Source organism: Roseateles sp. GW821-FHT09H10 (assembly GCF_059415865.1).
In genome coordinates, this window is sequence record NZ_JBWKOB010000001.1 from 193,022 (window position 1) to 215,906 (window position 22,885).

The 22,885-nt window shown below is 71.1% G+C and carries 16 protein-coding genes; 3 read left to right on the plus strand and 13 right to left on the minus strand.

Annotated features, from left to right (window positions below; genetic code table 11):
• Window positions 1-158: 158 nt before the first annotated feature.
• The 4 genes from AC07OY_RS00800 to AC07OY_RS00815 all read right to left on the minus strand — a co-directional run bounded on the left by AC07OY_RS00800 (window position 159) and on the right by AC07OY_RS00815 (window position 6,598).
• Window positions 159-2,249: a protein kinase domain-containing protein gene (locus AC07OY_RS00800; protein WP_495040629.1), complete on the minus strand. Its 2,091-nt coding sequence runs from the start codon at window positions 2,247-2,249 to the stop codon at window positions 159-161.
• A complete protein-coding gene (locus AC07OY_RS00805) occupies window positions 2,246-3,070 on the minus strand; it encodes a hypothetical protein (protein WP_495040630.1) in 825 nt (274 codons plus the stop codon). The genes AC07OY_RS00800 and AC07OY_RS00805 overlap by 4 nt, the downstream gene beginning before the upstream one ends.
• A 16-nt stretch (window positions 3,071-3,086) precedes the next feature.
• Complete coding sequence (locus AC07OY_RS00810; protein WP_495040631.1) at window positions 3,087-3,668, minus strand: hypothetical protein; 582 nt, start codon at window positions 3,666-3,668, stop codon at window positions 3,087-3,089.
• A gap of 218 nt (window positions 3,669-3,886) precedes the next feature.
• Window positions 3,887-6,598 carry a sensor domain-containing diguanylate cyclase gene (locus AC07OY_RS00815; RefSeq protein ID WP_495040632.1) on the minus strand — a complete coding sequence of 904 codons (2,712 nt, stop codon included), beginning with the start codon at window positions 6,596-6,598 and terminating at the stop codon, window positions 3,887-3,889.
• A gap of 97 nt (window positions 6,599-6,695) precedes the next feature.
• Here AC07OY_RS00815 and AC07OY_RS00820 point away from each other — a divergent pair, with 97 nt between their 5' ends.
• A complete protein-coding gene (locus tag AC07OY_RS00820; protein WP_495040633.1) occupies window positions 6,696-7,241 on the plus strand; it encodes a DinB family protein in 546 nt (181 codons plus the stop codon).
• On the opposite strand, the gene AC07OY_RS00825 is transcribed toward AC07OY_RS00820, so the two are convergent.
• From AC07OY_RS00825 to AC07OY_RS00840, 4 genes are all read right to left on the minus strand, one after another.
• On the minus strand, window positions 7,242-8,774 hold the full coding sequence (locus AC07OY_RS00825) for a cryptochrome/photolyase family protein (RefSeq protein WP_495040634.1): 1,533 nt from the start codon (window positions 8,772-8,774) through the stop codon (window positions 7,242-7,244).
• Window positions 8,767-8,931, minus strand: a complete 165-nt coding sequence (locus tag AC07OY_RS00830; protein WP_495040635.1) for a DUF2256 domain-containing protein — start codon at window positions 8,929-8,931, stop codon at window positions 8,767-8,769. Before AC07OY_RS00830 ends, AC07OY_RS00825 begins: the two co-directional genes overlap by 8 nt.
• Before the next feature lie 17 nt (window positions 8,932-8,948).
• On the minus strand, window positions 8,949-10,118 hold the full coding sequence (locus tag AC07OY_RS00835) for a GGDEF domain-containing protein (protein WP_495040636.1): 1,170 nt from the start codon (window positions 10,116-10,118) through the stop codon (window positions 8,949-8,951).
• A gap of 67 nt (window positions 10,119-10,185) precedes the next feature.
• Window positions 10,186-13,722 carry an indolepyruvate ferredoxin oxidoreductase family protein gene (locus tag AC07OY_RS00840; RefSeq protein ID WP_495040637.1) on the minus strand — a complete coding sequence of 1,179 codons (3,537 nt, stop codon included), beginning with the start codon at window positions 13,720-13,722 and terminating at the stop codon, window positions 10,186-10,188.
• A 111-nt stretch (window positions 13,723-13,833) separates the two neighbouring features.
• Between AC07OY_RS00840 and AC07OY_RS00845 the strand changes: the two genes are divergently transcribed.
• The gene (locus tag AC07OY_RS00845) at window positions 13,834-14,304 is read left to right on the plus strand and encodes an Lrp/AsnC family transcriptional regulator (protein WP_495040638.1); all 471 of its coding nucleotides are present in this window, start codon (window positions 13,834-13,836) and stop codon (window positions 14,302-14,304) included.
• Window positions 14,305-14,319: 15 nt separating this feature from the next.
• On the opposite strand, the gene AC07OY_RS00850 is transcribed toward AC07OY_RS00845, so the two are convergent.
• Entirely contained in the window at window positions 14,320-15,318 is a 999-nt protein-coding gene (locus tag AC07OY_RS00850; RefSeq protein ID WP_495040639.1) for a hypothetical protein, read from the minus strand.
• A gap of 152 nt (window positions 15,319-15,470) precedes the next feature.
• On the opposite strand from AC07OY_RS00850, the gene AC07OY_RS00855 reads away from it, so the two are divergent.
• Window positions 15,471-16,481, plus strand: coding sequence for a sensor domain-containing diguanylate cyclase (locus AC07OY_RS00855; RefSeq protein WP_495040640.1), 1,011 nt, complete (start codon window positions 15,471-15,473; stop codon window positions 16,479-16,481).
• Here AC07OY_RS00855 and AC07OY_RS00860 read toward each other — a convergent pair.
• From AC07OY_RS00860 to AC07OY_RS00875, 4 genes are all read right to left on the minus strand, one after another.
• Window positions 16,478-19,732, minus strand: a complete 3,255-nt coding sequence (locus tag AC07OY_RS00860; RefSeq protein WP_495040641.1) for a hybrid sensor histidine kinase/response regulator — start codon at window positions 19,730-19,732, stop codon at window positions 16,478-16,480. The two genes, AC07OY_RS00855 and AC07OY_RS00860, sit on opposite strands and share 4 nt — an antisense overlap.
• Window positions 19,733-19,874: 142 nt before the next feature.
• Window positions 19,875-20,855: an ABC transporter substrate-binding protein gene (locus AC07OY_RS00865; RefSeq protein WP_495040642.1), complete on the minus strand. Its 981-nt coding sequence runs from the start codon at window positions 20,853-20,855 to the stop codon at window positions 19,875-19,877.
• A 54-nt stretch (window positions 20,856-20,909) separates the two neighbouring features.
• Entirely contained in the window at window positions 20,910-21,881 is a 972-nt protein-coding gene (locus AC07OY_RS00870; protein WP_495040643.1) for a diguanylate cyclase, read from the minus strand.
• Window positions 21,878-22,858, minus strand: coding sequence for a GGDEF domain-containing response regulator (locus AC07OY_RS00875; RefSeq protein WP_495040644.1), 981 nt, complete (start codon window positions 22,856-22,858; stop codon window positions 21,878-21,880). Before AC07OY_RS00875 ends, AC07OY_RS00870 begins: the two co-directional genes overlap by 4 nt.
• Window positions 22,859-22,885: the final 27 nt, after the last annotated feature.

Here is a 22,885-nt window from a genome sequence, read left to right on the forward strand (position 1 = left end):
GGACCAGCACCAGCCATTCGACTGGTAGCGGCGTTTCCTGGGTTTTGCACTTCGAGCCTAACCTGACGGACGCGAGGCAGTGGCGTGTGTTCAGGGATGGCCAGCCGTGGATGTGCGCAGGTTTGGAGCGGGTTTTGCGCGGCACCTGAAAGAGGGATTCAGCCCAGCGGCGTACCGAACAAGCGACCGAAAGACGGCAGCGCAGCCGTTTCGGGCCTGCGCAATTCGGCCAGCAGCAAGGCCCGCGTCCCGAGCGGCAGCTCAGCCTTGAGCGCCAGGGCTGCCGCCCGTCGCGCATCGGCCAGCCACTGCGTGTCGCCGGTCAGCTGGTAGCGGCGCAGCAGGTCGAAGCTGCGCAGCAAGGGTGCGCGAGGCAGGCGGGCCTGCAAGGCTTGCGCGAGGGACGCGTCGTCGGCGAACACGTCGTGCGCCAAGGCCCACAGCGGCAGTGTCCCGCCGCCATCGCGGCGCAGCGCCCGCAGCCGGCGGTCCAGAGCCGCTGGCACGACCATGCGGCCCGTCTTCGCCAACGCCAGGACTGATTGCAGGGCCGCGGCCGTCCCTGCCGATGCGTACGCATCCTGGCTTGCAGGCGCGCGCATCAGGGCCGGCACCTGCCGGGTCGCCCAGCCGACCAGCTTCGCCGTCTCGGCGCATTGAGGGGATGCGCCGTCCAGCAGGCCAGCCGCCAGGCGCAATGCGCGCCACAGCGGCGGGCCATCGGCGACGGACCGGGCCGCGTCCAGGAAGGCAGTCTGCGCCCGGCCTTCCGCTCGCGCGTCCGAGCGGGCCTGCGCCAGCTTGACGCGCACGAAGCAGGCCTCGACGCCCGGCGCCGTTCGAGCCGCCAGCAGATCCGCCGCGGCGAGCAACTCGGCGTCGTCCAGTGCGACGGCCACGCGCAGCGCGAACCAGGCCCAGTCACGCGGATGGCGTGACGGCGTTTCCAGCCGCCGCACCGCCTCGACAGCGTCCTCGAGAGCGCGCTCGGATGCGCCTATTCCGGAAGGGCCGGGCCTGGCCCGCGCGCCCGTCTCGATGTCGATGGCGGCGCCGGCGAAGGCTTGCGCCATGGCCGCGACGTCTTCGAAGCGCTGCTGCGGATCGTGAGCCAGGGCCTTGCGCAGCACGCGCTCGACCGACGGCCATGCCGGCACGCCGCGTGCGGTGAAGGGCAGGGCCGGGCGCGTCGCGATGCGGCGCAGCAGTTCATCCTGTACCGCCGGCGCGTCGATGGGATGCAGTCCGGTGAGCAGCAGATAGGCCAGCGTGGCCACCGCGTACTGTTCCGACGCGGCGCTGGCAGGCGGGGCCGGCGTGCCGGCAAGCAGGGCCTGCGCCATCTGCGGGTCGTAGAACTGCGGAATGCCGGCGCGCGCGAGATCGAATGCCGGCGGCATGGCCCCCAGGGGGCTGGCCTGGCCGAAGTCGAGGATGACGATGCGGCCATCGTCGCTCACCAGGCAGTTGCCAGGATGGATGTCGCCATGCAGCACGCCCTGTCCGTGCAGCCGGCCATAGGCCTGCAGCAGCGCGGTGACGAGGGTGTGCAGGCCCGCCCGGTCCCTCGCTGCGCGCAAGGCCTGCGCGGCCGTGCCCACGGACACGCCGTCGCACCAGGTCATGGCCAGGTAGGCGCGCCCGCCGTGCTCGCCTGCCGAGACGAGCCCTGGCGTATCGCGACCGTCCAGGCCGGCCAGCGTGGACGCCTCGCGTGCCAGCACCGAGGCCATCCGGGAGCTGGCCTCGCGGGCAATCTTCAGCGCCACCAGCTGCCCGTCGGCGGCGCGGGCGCGGAACACTTCGGAATCGTCCAGGGATCGCACGCCCGCCTCGATCTCGAAGCCGGCAAAGGCTTCGCCGGGTGCCAGGCTGGGGCCGCCCGCGGCGGCCTCCGGCGCGTCTTCGGGCAGCAGCAGCCGCGCCTCGACCAGCGTCGCGAGCGCATCGAAGGCGGCTTCCAGCATCGCCTGCGGGTCCTGGCCTTGCGCGCGGGCGAAGCGCAGCACGCCGTCGGTCAGCCGGCTCGGCGTGCGGAACTCGCCGAGCAATTCGGCCAGCGGGCGCGGCACCAGCCGCGTGGTGACCCGAAATCCTTGCCGCGTGACGACCGATTGATCCATGACCACCGCGCCGATGCGCGCGCGCACCCGGGCCGACAGTTCAGCGACCGGCAGCACCTTGGCATCGGCCGGCAGGATGAAGCAGGTGCCGGCGAGGTCGGGCGCGGCGGTGTGCTGGGCGCTCAATGCGCACGCCTCCTGGTGGTCCGTGCACCGCCGCGGGCCTTGCGCGCAAGGCTGTCGCCGGGCTCGGGCCAGGGGTGGCTGAAGCTGTCGGGTCCGGGCCGCCAGCAGTCGGTGTCGAGGCCGGCCGAGCGGAGTTCGGCAAGGACGTCGGCCACGGCTTGCCGAGGCTCGCGCCCGTTCTGCGCCAGCAGGCCCGCCGCCAGCCGGCGCGTGATCCAGGCTCGCCAGCTGGTCGGTCCATCGCTGAGCGGTGGATCGACCCCTGCCGACAGCAGGCCGTCGCCGCCCAGCTCGGTGGTGAAGGGCACGCCCTGCGGCGGACAGCCGGCCAGGCGCTGTTCCAGCCGCTGAACCACTTCGGCCATCTGTTGCGGCGCATCGAAATAGGCCATCAGCTTGTCCGGCCGCAGCAGGCCTTCGATGCCGCGGCCGATCTTGAACGAGCGCACCTGGGCCTGCACGAAGGCATCGATGATGATGCCGCAGGCGTCGGGCAGGGCGTCCGGCCGCGGGCTCACATAGAGCTTGCTGGCCGCGGTCAGCGGCACGGGCAGCCCGGCGCGGGTGAACGAGATCCAGCCCTGGATGGTGCTCGCCTCGTAGGCGGCCTCCAGCCGCCGCCTCACCGGCGCGCCGGCCGTGAGGCCCAGTGCGCCCAGCGATTCGTCGTCGAGGCCGAATTCGCGTTCATGCGCCGGTGTTCGCGGCAGGCTGCCGAAGCGGTACAGCCAACTCGCCAGCGCTGCCGGCTCGTGAAAGCCAGCGCGCGCCGCCATCAGCAAGGCGGCGCCCGACAGCCGCGCGATCCGCCCCGCCGTCATGGACGGCAGCGGGCCATCAGCCCAGGGCCTTCAATGCGGCTTCGAGCTGCACGCGCACCGCAGCCACCTCGGTGGCTCCACGGGGAGCCTGGGCCGCACCGGCCTTGTCGACGAAGGCCAGGGTATTGGCCAGCTGGGTTCTCAGCCTCGGCAACTCGCTGACGCGGTGCACGGCGAAGCCGGTGTGGACGATGGGGGTCAGCGTGGGCGGGATGGTCTCGAGCGACGTGCCGCCGCAGTCCGGGTTCGGCATGCCCACCGATCCCCCCAGCGCCGAGTAGGCAGCGCTCGCCACGACGGCCGAGCCGATGTCGTGGATGGCGGTCCGGACGGCGGCATTGCCGGCCGTGCTGCCGGGCACGAAGGCGCGCGCCAGTTCGTCGAATTGCCTGGCCTTCACCGCCTCGAGGACGGCGCCGCGCACCGCCTCGATGAGCCCGATGTTGACCAGCACGCTGGCGATCGGCGAGATGGGGCTGGGTGGCGTCTCGTCGTCCGGCCCTGGCATCCAGGTGCCGCCACGGCTGCCGCCGCCGATGCTGACTGCCAGCTCCTTGATGAGGAAGTCCTTGCGCGTGAACGGCTTGCTCTTGGGCATTGAGCCCTCCTTTCGGGGTCGGCCGATTCCGGTGAACCATTCACCCAACCGCACGACATGGCGGTGATGGCCGGCAGGACGATGCTGCGCCGCCGGCACATGGCGTGTCAAAGCCGGTGGGCCGATGAACGTGGGGGTGCTCCTATCGATTGATGAGGCTGGCCGCGCGGCCTCAGCGCCTGTGCTGTCTCGCGAGAAGACGGCGGTTTTGACCGGGACTAACGGCTCAACGCGCGTGACCGACCCGCCCGCTTGTTGGCATACATGGCCTCGTCGGCATGCCGCATCAGCGCATCGGGCGTGCGGCCGTCAGCGGGGAAATGGGCCAGGCCCAGGCTGCTGCCGACGGCGACCTGTTCGCCCGAGCTCAGCGTGATGGGCTGGCTCAGCGCGTCGAGCAGCCGGGTGAGCACCGGCTCGGCATCGGCCGGCGCCAGGGCCGGCGTCAGCAGCACGACGAACTCGTCGCCGCCGAGGCGGGCCACGGTGTCGCTGGCGCGCAGGCCGGCCTGCAGGCGCGCGGCCACGGCCTTGAGCACCTCGTCGCCGGCGTCGTGGCCGTGGTTGTCGTTGATCTGCTTGAAGCCGTTCAGGTCGAGGTAGGCCAGCGCAAAGACATGGCCGCTGCGCTCGGCGCCGGCGATGGCCTGCTTGAGGCGGTCGCCCAGCAGCAGGCGGTTGGGCAGGCCGGTCAGCGCATCGTGCAGGGCGGCGCGCTCCATGCGCGCCTCGTGGGCCTTGCTCTGCGTGATGTCCACCATCATCCACAGCGAGGCGCCGCCGCTGCCGGGCAGCTCGACGCCGGCCAGGTCCACCCAGATCAGCGAGCCGTCCTTGCGCCGCATCTGCAGCTGGGTGCGGAAGCGCCCGCCGGCCTTCAGCTGCGGATAGGCCAGGGCGCCCAGGGTCTCGTAGGCGGTGTCGTCGACATAGAGATGGCGCGCCGGCACGCCGAGCAGCTCGCCGTCGGCATAGCCGAACATGCGCTCCAGCGCATGGTTGCGCCAGACGGTCACGCGCTCGTGCAGCTTGGCGATGCCGACCAGGTCGCTCTCCAGCATGGCTTCCTGGTCCAGCGTCAGCTGGTGCAGTTGCTGGCGGATGCGGTGGGTCTCGCTGATGTCGAACATCACCGAGCGGCTGCGCAGGTAGTCGCCGGCGGGCCCGTAGATGGCGGTGGCCGACAGGCTGACGCGGCGGGTCTGGCCCTGGCGGCTGGTGAGGTCGAACTCCAGGCCCGACACGCGGCCCTCGCGCTTGAAGCGCGGGAACTCGGTGTCGAACAGCGCGCGGCCCTCTTCGCTGAAGAAGTCGCGCGGGCTGCGCTTGCCGATCAGCTCGTCGGCGCGCAGGCCCAGCCAGTGCACGCCCAGCGCGTTGATCTGCAGGAAGAGGCCGTTCTCGTCCAGCGCGTAATAGGCGCAGGGCGCGTTGTCGTAGAGGTCCTGCAGGCTCTGCCGCGCCTCGTCCGCCTGCACCTGCAGCAGCTTGCGCGCCGTGATGTCGGACTCGATGACCATGAAGCCGGTCAGGTCGCCGGCGTCGTCGCGCAGCGGCTGGATCTCGATGTCCACCCAGTAGTCGCGGCCGTCCTTGGTGCGGTGCATCAGTTCGACCTTGCAGCCCAGGCCGACGTTCATGGCCTCGCGCATGCCGTGCACCGTGTCCTCGTTGGTCAGCTCGGAATGCAGCAGATCGCTGGGCCGCCTGCCCAGGGCCTCGGCGCTGGTGAAGCCGCTCAGGCGCGTGAAGCCGTCGTTGACCCACATGATGCGGCGCTCGGGGTCGGTGATCAGCACGCCATTGGTCGTGTGGCTGGCCACGCGGGCCAGCCGCGTCAGGTCGGCCGTCATGCCGCGCGCCATCTGCTCGGCGCGGGAGCGGCCGGCGGCCAGCAGATAGACCGTCACGGCCAGCAAAATGCTCAGCAGCGCGCCGCCCAGCTCCAGCCCGACGCCGGACAGGCCCAGCAGCTTCATGGCCGACTCATGGGTCAGGGCGGCCTCCAGCAGGAACTCACGGCCGGCGACGGTGAAGCGCAGCGAGTCCGCCGTCGCGGCTTCGGCCAGGTTGTACTCGGCCGCCTCCTCCGGCGCCAGCAGTTCGCCGTGGCGTGTGCCGAGCAGGGGCTGGAAGTCGCCTTCCAGGGTCTGGGCCGACAGCTTCAGGTCCAGCAGCGATGAAGAGGATTCCGCCACGCCGCGCAGCAGCTCGTTGGCCACCAGCGGCGCGTACAGCACGCCCAGCAGGGCCTTGCGGCGCTGCTCGGCCGTGCCGGGGTCGTGGCCCTCCCGGTAGACGGGGACCAGCAGCATGAAGCCCGGTCCCTTCAGCGGGTCCTGCACCAGGCGCACGGGGCTGGACAGCGTCTCCTCGCCCGTGTCTATGGCCTGCTCGAGGGCCTGGCGGCGCACCGGGTTGGCGCCCGAATCGATGCCCCAGGCCGCGAAATTGCGCGAGAAGGGCGAGATCTGGGTGACCACATAGAGGGTCGGGTCGGTGCCCGAGCCATGCACGCGGAAACCCGTCGACCCCTCGCGCTGGCGGGCCGCGACGAAGGCGTCCAGCTCGCTGCGCTCGACGCGCTCGATGAAGCCGAAGCCACGCACGCCAGGGAACTCCTTGGGCAGGTCGCGCGACTCGACATAGGCGTCGAAGGCGGCGGGGCTCATCTTGCCTTCCATGGCCGCGAGCGCGCCGCGAGCCCCCTTGAGGCCGTAGACGGGCATGGTGAGGCGCTTGACGATATCCGCTTGCAGGCGCTCGACCTGGCGCTCCTGCAAGCTGCGGGCCTCGGCGTTGGCGCGCTGCTGCTGCCAGATGGCCGCTGCGGCGGTCAGGGCCAGGCCGATGGACAGCACCGCAGCGGCCGCCACCCACGCGGTCGGGCTGACCATCTCTGGCCCGGTGTAGCCGTCTCCTATGCGCAAGCTTGTCTCTTCTTGGTCGGCGTTGCGAGCCATTGAAGCATGTCCGGGCCGCGCCGTCAGCCCCGGCGATGGGGCCGCCCGCGCACAATGCCCCGCCATGAACCTGTTTCTGATCCAGGCCCGCGCCAACCGTCTGGCCAACCGCCGCCTGCTGGGAGCCGTGGCCCAGCTGTCCGAAGCTGACTTCCAGGCGCCGCGCACCAGCTTCTTTCCCAGCCTGGCGCTGACGCTCAACCATGTGCTCAACGTCGACCACTACTACATCGCCGCCCTGCAGGGCGATGCGGCCATGCGCCACATCTGGGCGAGTTATGTGCCGGCGAAGACGGCCGCCGAGCTGGCGGCGCGGCAGGACGAGAGCGACGAGAAGCTGATCGCCTTCTGCGCGGGGCTGAGGCCGGGCGACGAGGAGGGCATCGTCGCCTTCGACCGCGGCGCCGGTATCGAGCATGGCCCGCGCGAGCCGGTGGGGCGGGTGCTGGCCCATCTCTTCATGCACCAGACCCACCACCGCGGCCAGGCCCACGCGATGCTGGCCGGTACCTCGGTGAAGCCGCCCCAGCTGGATGATTTCATCCTGCTTGGGGACGACAAGCACCGGGTCGCGGACATGGCCGCGCTGGGCTGGCAGGAGCCGGTCTGATCAGCTGCCGCGCCGAGCGGCTGCCTGCGTGCGGATCATCCCTGCCTCTGCATCGTTCAGGCGGGCCAGCTGCTGCAGTGGCCCGGCCATGCGCGGATTGCCGGCCAGCCGAGCGCGGTGGCGCAGCAGGAAATCCCAGTACAGCGTCGTGAACGGGCAGGCGTCGTCGCCCCAGCGCTGCTCGGGCCGATAGCGGCAGCCCCGGCACAGCGGGCTCTGGCGGGCAATGTACTGGCCGCTGGCCGCGTAGGGCTTGCTGGCCATCAGGCCGTCATCCGCGTACTGGCTCATGCCCAGGGTGTTGGGCAGCTCCACCCATTCCACCGCGTCGACATAGACGCTCAGATACCAGCCATGCACCTCGGCCGGCTCCACGCCCAGCAGCAGGGCGTACAGGCCGGTGACCATCAGACGCTGGATATGGTGGGCATAGCCATGGTCCAGTGTCTGCGTGATGGCGTCGCGCAGGCAGGCCATGTCCGTGTCGCCCGTCCAGTACCAGGCCGGCAGCGGGACATGGGCGTCCAGGGCATTCAACGCGGCATAGCCGGGCATGCGCGTCCAGTAGATGCCGCGCACGTACTCCCGCCAGCCGAGGATCTGTCGGATGAAGCCTTCGCCGCTGGCCAGAGGCACGCGGCCGGTGCGTACTTCGGCTTGCGCTGCGGCCACCACCTCCCGCGGCGTCAGCAGCTTGAGGTTCAGCGCTGCGGACAGCTGGGCGTGGTACAGCCAGGGCTCGCCCGGCCACATCGCATCCTGGTAGTGGCCGAAGAGCGGCAGGCGCTCCTGGACGAAGGCGCGCAGCGCAGCCAAGGCCTGCGTGCGCGTCAGCGGCCAGGCGAAGCTGTCGAGGCGGCCAGGATGGCGAGCGAAGCGCTCGCGCACCAGCGAGATGACCTGGCGCGTGATCGCGTCCGGCTCGAAGCGCGGCGGTTGAGGCAGGTCGAAGCCCGGTCCGTCCGGCCCGAAGGCGCGACGGTTCTCGGCGTCGAAGTTCCAGCGTCCGCCGAGGGGCTCGCCGCCCTCCATCAGCACCCCGAAGCGGCGGCGCTGCTCACGGTAGAAGAACTCCATGCGCAAACCGTCGTCGCCGCGCGCCGTCGCGTGGGCGGCGAACTCGGCCGGCGTGGTGAAGAAATGGCGGTCGTCGCGCAAGTCCAGGGGCAGGCCGGCCCCGCGCGCCACGCCCTGCAGTGCCTGCAGCACGCGCCAGTCGCCCGGCTGCGTCAGCACCAGGCGGCGTGGCCTCAGCGCGCGGATGTCCTCAGTGAGCTGGGCGGCCAGGCTGTCTCGAGTGGCCGGATCGTCCAACCGCCGGTAATGCAGAGGGCGGCCCGCTTGACGCAGCGCCTCGGCAAAGTGGCGCATGCCGGCCAGGAAGAGCACGATGCGCGGCTGGCTGCTCCACACATGCGTGGACTCCTCGGCCACCTCGGCCATCCACACGGCGTCCTGCGCCGCGTCGAAGCCGTCGAAGGCCGCCGCTTCGAGGTCGAGCTGGTCGCCCAGCACCAGCACCAGGTCACGCATCCCGTGGCGCTCCTTGGCGGCGGCAGCGTTCGCTGCAGAACTTCACCACCGGCCAGTTCCTGGCCCAGGCGCGGCGCCAGGTCATGACGCGGCCACAGGCCGCGCAAGGCTTGCTGGGGAGGTGGGCCTTGTTGCCCTTGAAGGTCGATGGCGGCACGGCGTGAGCCCAGCCTGCTAGGCGGCCTCGCCACAGACCACGCGGTCCCGTCCCTGGGACTTGGCGCGGTACAGCGCCTCGTCGGCGCGGTGCAGCAGCGTGCGGGCCGTCTCGCCCGGCTGCAGTGTGACGACGCCGGCCGAGAAGCGGCAGCCCAGCCGGTCGCCGCCAGCCAGAGGCAGGGACAGGCCGTGCACGCGCTCGCGCAGGCGCAGCACGGCGGCCTGGGCGCTGTCGGGGCTGGCGTCATCCAGGAAGAGCAGGAACTCCTCACCACCCCAGCGCGTCAGCGTGTCGGTGTCGCGCAGGCCCTCGCGCAATGTGGTGGCGAAGGCGCAGAGCAGGGCGTCGCCGGTGGCATGGCCGTGGCTGTCGTTGACCTGCTTAAAGTGGTCGATGTCCAGCATGGCCAGGCTGAAGGCGCTGCCCGAGCGCTGGTGGCGGCGCATGGCCTTGTCCAGCAGGATCTCGGCGCGGCGGCGGTTGACGAGGCCGGTCAGCGCGTCATGGCCGGCCAGCGAGACGCTTTCGGACAGCGCACCGCGCAGCTCCTCGCGCTGGGCCTGCAGCCGCGCACGGATGCGGGCCATGCGCCCGGCCAGTATCCACACGCTGGGCACGATGCAGACCATGACGAGGAACATCGCCAGCTCCATGTCCGCAGCCGCCTGCCGTGGCCACACGTAGAGCGAGAACAGCATGGCCAGGGCCAGCAGCACCAGGGCGAGCATGGACAGCAGGCCGGCCATGCGCGTGCTGAGTTCGAACATGGCGAACATCAACGGCACGATGAGGATGGGCAGGGCCACCACGCGCAGCTCGCCCGCCATCGGATACATCAGGCAGGTGAAGACCAGCACATGCAGGATCTGCGGCAGCCGCAGCGCGGGGTCGGGGCCCAGCGACTGCCAGCCCAGGCGCAGGGCCAGCGCGATCAGCAGCTGGCCGGTGAAAGACAGCGAGGCCCACAAGGCGACCAGCTCCGTGGGCGTGCCCGCCCGCCAGCCGGCATAGCAGCCGATGACGATGCAGCCGGCGATCATCAGCAGGCCGATCCAGGCGTCGCGCATGCGCCGGCGCTGCGCGGGCTGCGCACCCAGCCAGAAGCGCCAGGGCAGCGGCCGCGCACGGCCGTCTTCGGCGTGCGTGGCAGGGTAGGCGCTGGGCTCGGCGTCGAGAAAGGCCATGGACAGGCGGGCGGTGAGAAGCGATCAATCTTCTCAGGCTTTGCCGCAGGACCCGGCCCGGGCGGCCTCAGAGTTCCGCGACGCCTTTCACGCGAACCGGCATGGCGACGGGCTGCACCGCCACTTCCACCGCGCGGCCATGGAAGCGGTCCAGCAGGGCCTGCCACTGCTTCTTCACGGCGACGACGTTGGCATGCTTGACATGGCCATAGCCGCGGATCTTCTCGGGCAGGCGGGCCAGCTCGACGGCGGTGTTGAGGTTGTCCGCCGTCAGCGAAGCCAACACCTCGTCGACGAGCTTCTCGTAATCGACGATCAGCTGGCGCTCCATGCGGCGCTCTTCGGTCTTGCCGAAGATGTCCAGCATGCCGCCGCGCAGGCCCTTGAACTTCGCCAGCCACTTGAAGGCCGTGAAGGTCCAGCTGCCCAGCTCGATCTTCTTCGCGCGGCCATCGGCGCCGGGCCTGGAGATCAGCGGCGGGGCGAGGTGGAAGGACAGGCGCTCCCAGTTCTCGAACTGGTCCTTCATGGCCTTCTCGAAGCGTCCGTCGGTATACAGGCGCGCGACCTCGTACTCGTCCTTGATGGCCAGCAGCTTGGCGTAGTAGCGGGCCACGGCCTGGGTCAGGCGCTGGCCCTTGCCCAGAGCGCTTTCTGCCACACGCACGCGCTCGACCAGGGCGCGGTAGCGCTGGGCGTAGGCGGCGTCCTGGTAGCCGGTCAGGAACTGGGCGCGGCGCTCGATGAGGCCGTCGGGGCCGTCGAGCTGGTCGAAGTTGAAGAACTTCACCACATTGACGTCGCCGGCCAGGCGCTGGATGGCGTCCGGCGCGGCGATGGCCAGGCGGCCCAGCGCGAAGGCGGTCTTGTTGGCCTCGGCGGCGACGCCGTTCAGCTCGATGGCGCGCATCAGTGCGGACTCGCTGACGGGGATCATGCCGCGCTGCCAGCAGGCGCCCAGCATGATGATGTTGCTGGGCAGGGTGTCGCCCATCAGGCGCTGCGAGATGTCCTGGGCGTCGATGGTGTCCAGCGCGCCGTGCTCGCCGACGGCGAACTTCATCTTGGCGATCAGCGAGTCGCCCTGCAGCGACGCGTCCGGGTTGCGCACGAAGCCAGCGGTCGGCAGCTCATGCGTGTTGGCGAGGATGACGGTGCGGCCGGCCTTGACCGTGCCGAGCGCATCGGGCGAGGCGCCGACGACCATGTCGCAGGCCAGCAGCACGTCGGCCTGCTGGGTGTCGATGCGCACTTGGTTGAGCAGGTCCAGCGTCGGCGCCACGCGCACGAAGCTCAGCACCGCGCCGCCCTTCTGCGCAAAGCCCATGAAGTCCAGCACCGAGGCCTGCTTGCCTTCGAGGTGGGCGGCCATGGAGACCAGGGCGCCGACCGTGACGACGCCGGTGCCGCCGACGCCGGTGACCAGCAGGTCAAACGGACCCGTCCAAGCCCAAGGCGCAGGCGGCTGGATCGCTGCGATCTCGCGCGCGAGGTCCTGCGCCGTGTAGCTCGCCCCAGCTTTCTTCTTCAACACGGGATCGTGCACCGACACGAAGCTCGGGCAGAAGCCGTTCACGCAGGAGAAGTCCTTGTTGCAGCTGCTCTGCTCGATGGCGCGCTTGCGGCCCCAGTCGGTCTCGACCGGCACCACGCTCAAGCAGTTGCTGGCCACGCCGCAGTCGCCGCAGCCTTCGCAGACGGCCTCGTTGATGAAGATACGGCGCGGCGGGTCGGCAAACTCTTTCTTCTTGCGGCGGCGGCGCTTCTCGGCGGCACAGGTCTGGTCGTAGATCAGCACCGTGACACCCTCGATGTCGCGCAGTTCGCGCTGCACGGCGTCCATCTCGCTGCGATCGTGGAAGGTCGTGCCGGCCGGGAACAGGCCGTGGTGGCCGTCGTACTTGCCGATCTCGTCCGACACCACGACGAGCTTCTTCACGCCCTCAGCCTCCACCTGGCGGGCGATCTGCGGCACGCTGGTCTGGCCATCCACCGGCTGGCCGCCGGTCATCGCGACGGCGTCGTTGTAGAGGATCTTGTAGGTGATGTTGGTCTTGGCCGCGATGGCCTGGCGGATGGCCAGGTAGCCCGAGTGGTAGTAGGTGCCGTCGCCCAGGTTCTGGAAGACGTGCTTCTCCTTGGTGAAGCGCGAATGCGCCGCCCAGTCCACGCCCTCGGCGCCCATCTGGATCAGGCCGGAGGTGCCGCGCTCCATCCAGCTCGCCATGAAGTGGCAGCCGATGCCGGCCAGGGCCCGCGAGCCCTCGGGCAGCTTGGTGGACGTGTTGTGCGGGCAGCCCGAGCAGAAATAGGGCTGGCGGCGCACCGCGTCGGCGGCGTTGGACAGCAACTGGGGCGTCAGGAAGTCGACGACGAGATGGCGGCGGTCCAGCGCGGGATTGAGGCGCGCCAGCCAAGCGGCCACGGTGCCCATGATGCGGCTGGGGCGCAGCTCGCCCAGGGCGCTCAACACCGCGCAACCATGCTCATCCGTCTTGCCGACGACGCGGGGGCGCTGGAAGTCGGGCAGGTGGTAGAGCAGCTCCTTGATCTGGCGCTCGACGACCGGGCCCTTCTCTTCGATGACGAGCACGTCCGTCAGGTTGCTGCAGAACTCGACGATGCGCGTCGGCTCCAGCGGGAACACCAAGCCCACCTTGTAGACCCGCACGCCGGCCGCGGCCAGGGCGTTGGGGTCGAGGTCCAGGCGGCGCAGCACTTCCATGAAGTCGTAATGCGCCTTGCCCACGGTCACGATGCCCAGCGTCGCTGCCGGGCTGGTGACGATGTGCTTGTCGATGCTGTTGACCTTGGCGAAGGCCTTCACCGCCTCCAGCTTGTGCGCCAGGCGCGATTCCAGCTCCAGTGAAGGCAGGTCGACGGAGCGGATGTGCAGATTGGTCGGCGCGGTGTAGTCGACGGCGTGGTCGAAGTTCAGGCCGACAGCGTCCAGGTCCACCGTCATGCCGCTCTCGACGACTTCGGAGATGGCCTTGAAACCCACCCAGGCGCCGGAGAAGCGGCTCAGCGCCCAGCCATAGAGGCCGAACTCCAGGTACTCGGCGACATTGGCCGGGTGCACGAGAGGCATGCTCCAGGCCTGCAGGGCCTGGTCGCTCTGGTGCGGCGTGCTGCTGGAGACGCAGCCGTGGTCGTCACCGCAGACGACAAGGACGCCGCCCTGCGTGCTGGTGCCATAGACATTGCCGTGCTTGAGCGCATCGCCCGAGCGGTCCACGCCCGGGCCCTTGCCGTACCACATGGCGAACACGCCATCGACGGTGCGCTGCGGGTCCAGGGCCACGCGCTGCACCCCCAGGCAGGCCGTCGCGGCCAGGTCTTCGTTGATGGCGGGCAGGAACTCGACGTGGGCCTTCTCGAGGAACTTCTTGGCCTTCCACAGCTGCTGGTCCACCATGCCCAGCGGCGAGCCGCGGTAGCCGGAGACAAAGCCGGCCGTCTTCAGGCCCATGCGCTCGTCCTGCTTCTTTTGCGCCAGCAGCAGGCGTACCAGGGCCTGCGTGCCGGTCAGGAAGACGGCGCCGCTGTCGGCGGCGAGGTTGTCGCTGAGCTGGTAGGGGCGCAGGGCGGGGGTGTCGGCCATCAGTCGGTCTCCTTGGGCGGGAAATTCTTCCCTCCCGGCGGCGGAAGAACTTGCCTCAATGCCGGGTCGACGCCGGCCGAATGAGATGATTCTTCTCCAAAGAGGGGTTTCATGGAAACAAACGAGTTCGACCGCGCCAGCCTGCAGATCCTGGAAGCCCTGCAGCTTGACGCGCGCCTGTCGACCCAGGCCCTGGCCGAGAAGGTCGGCCTGTCCGCCACGCCGGTGTGGCGGCGTGTCAAGGACATGGAGGAGCGGGGCGTCATCCGCGGCCAGGTCGTGCTGGTGGACCGCGAGAAGGTCGGCCTGTCCATCCTCGTGCTGGCCAACGTCAGCCTGGTGCGGCACAGCGAGGGTGCGGTGGAGCAGTTCGAGCAACTGGTGTCCACGCGGCGCGAGATCATCGAATGCCATGCCATCACCGGCGAGGCCGACTACGTCATCAAGGTCGTCGCGGCCGACATGAAGGCCTACGACCTCTTCCTGCAGCAGCACATCTTCAAGCTGCCCGGCGTGTCCAGCGTGCGCAGCAATGTGGTGCTGCGCGAGGTCAAGTACGAGACCGCCCTGCCGGTCGCTTGAGCTTGTTGGGCGGGGTCAGGGCAGCGGCGCGGGCTTCAACTCGAAGCGATAGCTCTTCAGCGAGGTCACAGCGTCGACGCTGGTGATCTCGCGCCGCAGCACGAGGCGCGGCCAGCGTTGCGCGCGCTTCAGCACCTGTTCGGTTTCAACGCGCACCTCGGCGTTGAACTTCCCCATGGACTGGCGCATCTCTTCCTCCGTCATCGTCATGCCGTCCACCCCCAAGGTCCGCGCGAGCTGGTTGATACCCTGGGCCATCGCCGCCGCCTGACTCTCCGGCGGGATGCGCTCGACGGTCTTCACGGTCAGCGTGCCGTCGGCCGCCAGCGGGCTGACCTCGACGCTGGCATCGGTCTGCACCGCCGCCGCGCCGTCCGGTGCCGGGTAGCTCAGGCGCTGCCGGCTCCTGGAGCCGGGTCTGAAGCTGCCGCCCGCTGCGCCGTAGAGGATGGCGGCATCGGTGGTGGACTGCTCGATCAGGGACGCATCGCTGGAGCTGCGCGCATGGCTCTCCCGCAGGACCTTCAGCTGGCGTGGCGTCAGGACGCCCTCCATCAGCGAGAGATCGAGATCGTTGAGTTGCTGGCTGTGCCGACGCAGCGCCTCCAGATTGCGTACGCCCGCAATCTCGCCGCCGGGTGTCAGCTGCAATTCCACCTGGCGCGGCCCTATCGCCTTGAAGCGGGCCACGAGGGCCGCCTCCTGCTCGTTGCCGGGTACGGGATCGGGTTTGGCGGAGCGGAAGGTCCAGCGGTGCACCGAACCATCGGCGCCGGTCGAGAGCACCTGGATGGTCACCAGGACGCGAATCTGCCTGGGCAGGTCTTGCGGTCGATTCGGCGCCGGTGGCGTGATGGTCTCGATCTCGTAGCTCACCGTCTCGCCGGCCCGCCAGTCCAGCGGCAGCCTGATCTCGCTGGCGTGGCCGGCGGCCAGGCCGAGCAGCAGGGATGCCGCCAGCGCCAGCTGCCGCCCTGCCGCGATGATCGAACGGCGTCCAAGCGTCTTGACCAAGGCCTTCCCTTCAGTGGCACGCTGCCATCGGCGCAATGTAGCGCCGCCCGCGCCGCGGTCTGGCAAGACCCGCCCCTAACCCGCAGGATGAGCGCCTAGCCAGATGCCGGCCGGCCTGCCTACAGTAGGCCCGTCGCGACGCCATTGCAGCCATGGACTCCTTCTTCGCCCAGCTTTCCGATTCCGTCTCAAGTGCCCGCACGCTGGAGGAGCTGACCCGGCCGCTGCTGGAGATGCTGGAAGCCGTCACGGGGCTGGAATCCACCTATCTGACGACCATCGACCTGTCCGAGGGCCTGCAGCACATCGTCTACGCGCGCAACTCCAAGGACCTGCAGATCCCCGAGGGCCTGGCCGTGCCCTGGGGCGACACCCTGTGCAAGCGGGCCCTGGACGAGAACCGGCCCTATACCGACGACGTCGCCGGCGTCTGGGGCGACTCGGGCGCGGCGCGCGACCTCGGCATCCAGACCTATGTCAGCACGCCGGTGCGCACCGAGGACGGCGGCCTCTACGGCACGCTGTGCGCGGCCAGCTCGCAGCGCCTGCCGATGACGCCGGCCGCCGAGCATGTGCTGCAGTTGTTCGCACGCCTCATCGAGCAGCATGTGGAGCGCGAGCGCCTGGTCGAGAAGCTGCAGCGGGTGAACGCCGAGCTCAAGACCCAGGCCCTGACGGACCCGCTGACCGGCCTGCTGAACCGGCGCGCGCTGATGCTGGAGCTGGCGCGGCTGCGCGCCCTGGCCCAGCGCACCGGCAGCTGGCTGCTGGCCGGTGCCATCGATCTGGACGGCTTCAAGCAGATCAACGACAGCCGCGGCCATGATGCCGGCGATGACTTCCTATGCGCCGTGGCCGCCAGCCTGCAGGCCTCGCTGCGCGGCGGCGACGTGCTGGCGCGCATGGGCGGCGACGAGTTCGTTGTCATCGGCCTGGGCCCCAAGCTCGGCGAGGACGGCGCCGCGGCCGCACGCCTGCTACAGCAGCGTCTGGCCCTGGCCTCCGTGGGCCGGCATGCGGCCGGCGACGCCCCCGTCGACTATGCGGGGGCCAGCGTCGGCGTCGCCTGCCTGGACCCCAACCAGTCCGATATCGAGCAGGTGCTGCGCGATTCCGATGCGGCGATGTACCGCGTCAAGCTGGCGCGGCGCCAGCAGGGCTAGCAGCCGCTGAGGGCTTCCAGCGCCGTATCGAAGTCGAGCCGGTCCAGCGCGCGGCGCAGGCGCTCGAACCCGGGCTCGCCGCAAGCCGCCCGCAGCGCCGGCGCGAGAGGCTGGAACAGGTCCAGGGCCGCGAGGTCATGGGACTGCAGGGCCTGGCGCAGGCGCTGCAGGGCCTGCGCGTCCAGCGGTCCTGCGGCGGCGGGCTGCGCCTCGGTCCTGCGGCCCTGCAGCCAGGGCCGGGCCAGGGCACCGAGGGTGGTCAGCAGCCGGGCCACCTCGGCCAGGTCGGCGCTGTAGTCGGCGCCGGCGCGGGCCCGGGTCTCGCCACGCTGGGCCGCCTCGCGCAGGGGGCCGGCGGCGAGCAGGCCGGCACCGCCGCCGAGCTTGTGCAGGCGCGCGGCTGCCTGCGTCGCGTCGAGGTCGGGGGCCGTGGCCAGATCCTCGAACTCGTCGAGCAGGCGCTCCAGCAGCCGGGCGAAGAAGTCCGCGTCGCCTTGCAGGCGCTGGCTGGCCTCGTCGCTGTCGATGCCGTCGAGCGCCGGCCAGGCGGGGCCGGCCTGGGCCTCGCCGCCGCGGGCGGCCACCGGCAGACGGCGGCCCTGCGCGCTTTCGACCTGCTCGCGCAGCAGCTGCACCAGGCCCGACGGGTCGAAGGGCTTGCTGATGAAGCCGTTCATGCCGGCATCCAGCGCGCGCTGGCGTTCGCTGAGCAGGGCGCCGGCCGTCAGCGCGAGGATGGGCAGCTGCAGCAGGCCGAGCTCGTCGCGGATGCAGCGCGCGGCGGCCAGGCCGTCCAGCACCGGCATCTGCACATCCATCAGCACGGCATCGAAGCCTGCCGGTTCGGCGCGCAGCCGCGCCACGGCCACGGCGCCGTCGGGGGCCAGCGTGACGACGGCGCCTTCCTGCTCCAGGATGCGTTGGGCCACCTCGAGGTTGATGGCGCTGTCGTCGGCCACCAGCACGCGCACGCCGGGCAGGCGCTGCACGGGCGTGGCGCCGCTCGCGCCGGCCAGCAAGGCCTGGATCGGGCCGCGCCCGGCCAGCGCGGCGTGCACGGCGTCGAAGAGGGTGGACACGTCGGCCGGCAGGCACAGCTGTCCGACGCCGGCGCTGCGGCTCATCAGCACGCAAGGCAGTTCCGCCAGGCGGGCGCGCAAGTCCTGCTGCTCGGCCATGGGCAGGCTCTGCAGCAGGCGGTGGTCGAGCAGCACCAGGTCGGGAGGCGGGCGATCCAGGCGGCGGGCCAGGGTCTGGGCTCCGGCGACAGCCTCGGTCTGCCAGCCGAGATCGGCGCACAGGCGCTGCAGGGCGTCGCGCTGAGTGGCGTCGTCGCTGGCCAGCAGCAGGGTCAGCGGGCGGGCGGCGAGGTCCAGGCCCTGGGCCCTTTCGAAGGGCAGCTGCACGACGAAGCGCGTGCCGGCGCCAGGGCTGCTGCTGACGCCGACCTGGCCTCCCATCAGCTCGCACAGCTGCCTGACGATGGACAGGCCCAGGCCCGTGCCGCCATAGCGGCGCGACGTGGAGCTGTCGGCCTGGGTGAAGGGGGTGAAGATGCGCGACAGGGCCTCGGCCGGGATGCCGATGCCGCTGTCCTGCACGGCGATCTCGAGCTGCAGCGGCCGCGCCTGGGCATTCGCGCAGCGCGCGCTCAGGGCCACCTCGCCTTCGGCCGTGAACTTGATCGCGTTGGAGAGCAGGTTGCTGACGACCTGGCGCAGCCGCGCCGCGTCGCCCATCAGCAGCCGGGGCAGGGCGGGGTCCAGCTCCAGCGCCAGCGCGATGCGCTTGGCCTCGGCCTGCGGCTGGAAGAGGCTGGCGACGTCGCGCAGCAGGGCACGCGGGTCGAAGGGCATGGTCTCCAGCACCATCTCGCCAGCCTCGATCTTGGACAGGTCGAGCACCGCGTTGATGACGTCCAGCAGCGAGCGGCTGGCGCTGCTGATCTTGGCCAGCAGGTCGCGCTGCGCCGCGTCCAGCTCGGTGCGCTCGAGCAGGAAGCTCAGGCCCATGACGGCGTTCATCGGCGTGCGGATCTCGTGGCTCATATTGGCCAGGAAATCGCTCTTGGCCGCGCTGGCGGCATCGGCCGCCTGCATGGCGCGGCGCAGCGCGTCGGCGGCGGCGCGGCTGTCGGTGATGTCCTGCACGGCGCCGACCAGGCGCACGACCTTGCCATCGGGGCGGCCCGCCTCGCTCTCGGTGGCGCCGACGGAATGCAGCCAGCGCACTTGGCCGTCCGGCGCCAGCAGCTCGAGCTCCAGGTCCCAGCCCTCGCCGCTGCGGGTGGCGCGGGCCATGGCCTCGCGCAGCTTCTGTTCGGACTCGGGCATCAAGCTGCGCAGCACCGCATCGGCGTCGAGGGGCTCGCCTGGCGGCAGCTGGTGGATGGCATGGGTCTGGGCCGTCCAGCTCAGCTGGCCGCTGACCACGTCCAGCTCCCAGCCGCCGACACCGGCCATCTGGCCGGCGCGTTCCAGGAAGGCTTCGTTGCGTTCCAGCTGGCGGTTGCTGTCGCGCAGGGCCGCGTCGCGGTGCTGCAGGGCCGCCGTCATTGCGTCCAGGGCCTGGGACAGCTGGCCCAGCTCGTCCTTGCTCTTCAGATCGGTGCGGGCGGCCAGGTCGCCGCCCTCGACGGCCCGGGCCACGCTGCGCAGCCTGTCGATGGGTGCCAGCACGCGGCGCAGCAGCAGGCCGGCCAGCAGCAGGGTCAGCGTCAGCAGCGTGATCTGCGTGCCGACGGCCAGCCAGCGCTGCTGCTCGGCATCGCGGCGGCGGCGCTCGACCAGCTCGCGCGACAGCTCAAAGGCGCCGTCGCTGACGCGGCGGGTCTCGTTGACGAGCTGGTCGGTCAGTGTCTCGCGGCGGGCCACGCCGTCGGGCGCGTCCGCCGGCAGCTGGATGACGTCGCGCAGCGCCGCGAAGATCTGCGGCAGGGTGCGGGCCGTGTCCTGCAGGTCCTCGATGCGCTCGGCGCTCGGTTCGTCGACGGCGGCGTAGTCGGCCAGGGCCCGGCTCAGGCGCTGGTGCACGAGATTCCATTGGCGCGCGGCGCGTTCGCTGCGGTAGAGGCCGTAGTCCTGGGTCAGCACCAGCAGGCCGGCGGCGTCGCGGGCGATGACCTCCACCGTCTCGCGCTGGGCGTCGTTGCGCTCGGAGGCCCGGCGCTCGATCTCGATGCTGGTCAGCCGCGCGCCGACCACCAGCAGCGCAGCGATCACGCAGGTCATCAGGGCCGGACGCAGGCGCATCAGCTGCTCCTCGCGGGCCGAGCGCCGGGCCGCTCCCTAGCCGGCCCGCACTGGCGATGTGCTTGCGGCTCGACGCCGCAAGCATCGCCGTCCCCTCGGGGGACCGGCCAAGGTATGCCTTGGACGAGGGGCTTCATGACGGCTACTTGATCAGGGTCATCGCGCGCGGGTCCAGCGCGCGCAGCGGCTCGACGCGCATCAGCTCGAGATAGTCAGGCACGGTCTTGCTCTCCACCAGGCCTTCGCGCATGGCCCAGCGCGACTCCGCCTCCAGCAGGGACAGCAGGGTCTGGTCGAGGCCGAGGCGGAACTCGTAGCCGTCAAGCTGGTTGGCGACGCCGCGGCCATCGAGCTTCCAGCGCGCCGCCAGCAGCTCGTGGGCCCGGCCCGTCTGGCTGTGCAGCAGGCTGACGCCGCGCTGCGCGGCCTTGAGCAGGCGCAGCAGCGTGTCCTGGCTCAAGCCGGGCTGGGCGACGAGGTTGACCATGACGGTATAGGGCCGCAGCGTCGGCAGCTGCACGCCCTTGGGCCCCAGCTGCTGCAGGGCCTGCGGGCCGGCGGGGCGGTAGAGGCTGGCCGCGTCGACTTCGCCGCGCAGCAGCGGGTCGGCGCCGCGGTTGGGGTCGATGAAGACCAGGCTGACCGAATCGCGCGGCACGCCGTTGACGAGCAGGAAGACGTTGGTGAAGTAATGGGCGCTGGTGCCGCGCACGACGCCGATGCGCTTGCCGGCGAGATCGGCCGGCTTCTGGATGCCGCGGTCGGTGCGGGCGACCAGGGCCGCGTCGCGCGACGAGGTGCCGAAGGTAGCGATGATGTCGAAGCGGTGGCCGGCATGCAGGGCGAAGACCAGGGGCGTGTCGGCCACCGTCGCGACCTGGGCCTCGCCATCGGTCAGGTGCTTGAGGCAGCGCCGGCCGTTGATGCAGCTGATGACCTGCACGTCCAGGCCTTCGGCGGCGAAATAGCCCTCCTGGGCGGCGAGCTGCAGGGGCGCGAACAGGGTCGACTCGCCGATGGCGATGACCAGGGGTGCGGCCTGGGCGGTCACGGCGGCGCAGGCCGCCAGCAGGCCGGCCGCGCAGCGGCGCAAGACGGATGCGAAAGGGGAGGTCAGCGGCATGTCCGGGCCCGGTCTGGCGATGCTTGATCTTCGCCGCCAAATCGCGCCTCGGGGTCAGATGTCCGCATGCGCCTCGCTGATGAGGCTGCCGACACGGCCGCGGCCGGCCGCCTTGGCGGCATAGAGGCCGCGGTCAGCCGTCTCGACGAGGGATTCGCCGCGCGTCTGCACCAGGCGGGCATCCAGGTCAGGCCGGGCGGCGGCCCAGCCGACCGAGACGCTGACGACGCCATCGGGCGCATCGGCATGCACCAGGCCCAGGGCGGCGATGGCGTCGACCATGCGCTGGGCCATGGCCTGGGCGCCGGCGGCATCGGTCTGCGGCAGCAGCACGGCGAACTCCTCGCCGCCATAGCGTGCGGCCAGGTCGGCCGGGCGGCGGATGCTGGCGCGGATGGCCACGGCGATGTTGCGCAGGCAGGCATCGCCGGCGACATGGCCGTAGCGGTCGTTGTAGCGCTTGAAGTGGTCGACATCGATGAGCAGCAGCGCGACGCTCTCGTGGCCGCGGCGGGCGCGCTCGCATTCGATGCGCAGGTCCTGGTCGAAGCGGCGGCGGTTGGCCAGGCCGGTCATGCCGTCGGTCAGGGCGGAAGCGCGCAGTGCGTCGCCCAGGGCCTTCAGGCGCAGCTGGGTGCCGGCCCGCGCGACGACGACCTCGGCCACCGGCGGCTTGCGGATGAAGTCAGCCGCGCCAGCCGCGAAGCCGGCCACCTCGACGGCGACCTCGGTGTGGCCGGTGATGATGATGACGGGCACGTCGGCCAGGCGCGGGTCGGCGCGCAGCGCGGCGCAGACCTCGAAGCCGGACAGGCCGGGCATCTCGGCGTCGACGAGGACGAGGTCGGGCGGGCTCTCGCGGGCCAGGCGCAGCGCATCCTCGCCGGACAGGGCGAAGCGCAGCTCACCCAGGCCGCCGAGCATGCGGGCCAGCACCTGCACGCTGGCGGCGTCGTCGTCGACGAGGAGGAGGTTCTGGCGCCTGCCGAGCTCGGCCGGCCAGCTCTCGGGCGCGAGCAGCTTCATACGGCCAGCGGCGGCTCGTGGCCGTCGGCCGTGGCGGCGCTGACGTAGACGCGGCCCGCACCGGCGGCGCGGGCCGCGGCGAGAGCGGCTTCGGCGGCCGCGGCCGGCTCGCCGTCGGCCGACAGCAGGCCGATGCCGATGGCCAGCCCCAGCGCGCTGTCTATGGACTGGCCGGCCAGGGCCTGTTGCAGATGCTGGGCCAGCGCAGCGGCGCCGGCGGCCGTGGTGTCGGGCAGCAGCAGGGCGAAGACGTCGTCGCCATGGCGGGCGACCAGGTCGCCCGGGCGCTGCAGCACCTGCTGGGCCAGGGTGCCGACATGGCGCAGCGCGTTGTCGGCGGCGCCAGCGCCATGGCGCTCGCGGTAGGCGGCCAGGCCCTGCAGGCCGGCCAGCAGCAGGGCCAGCGGCTGGCCGCTGCGGCGGGCGCGGCGGCTTTCCTGTTCGAGCTCCTCGTCGAACTGGGCGCGCTCGGCCAGGCCGGTCAGCGCGTCGCGGCGGGCCAGGCGCAGCAGACGCTGGGCGGTGCGGTGCAGGCGCAGCTGCATGGCGACGCGGGCCCGCAGGGCCGGGCCGGCGACGGGCTTGGCGACGAAATCGGCGGCGCCGAGTTCGAAGACGGCGGATTCGACGCGGGCGTCGGTGTGCTGGGTGACGAAGATGACGGGCACCTCGGCCAGCAGCGGGTCGGCCTTGAGGCGGCGGCAGACCTCGAAGCCGTCCATGACGGGCATCTCGGCGTCCAGCAGCACCAGCTCGGGCTGCCAGGTCTGGGCGATGGCCAGGGCCTGCACGCCATCCATCGCGAAGCGCAGCTGGCTGTAGCCCGACAGCAGCCGGCCCAGCATCTGGATCATGCCGGGATCGTCATCGACGAGCAGCACGCGCGCATCCGACAGCGCCGGCAGCAGGCTGTCGATGCGGCTGGCCAGCGGGCTGGGCGCAGCGGGTGGGATGGAGCTGGGCAGGGTCAAGGGCATGGCGCGGAACATTGTGGGGCCGCGCGG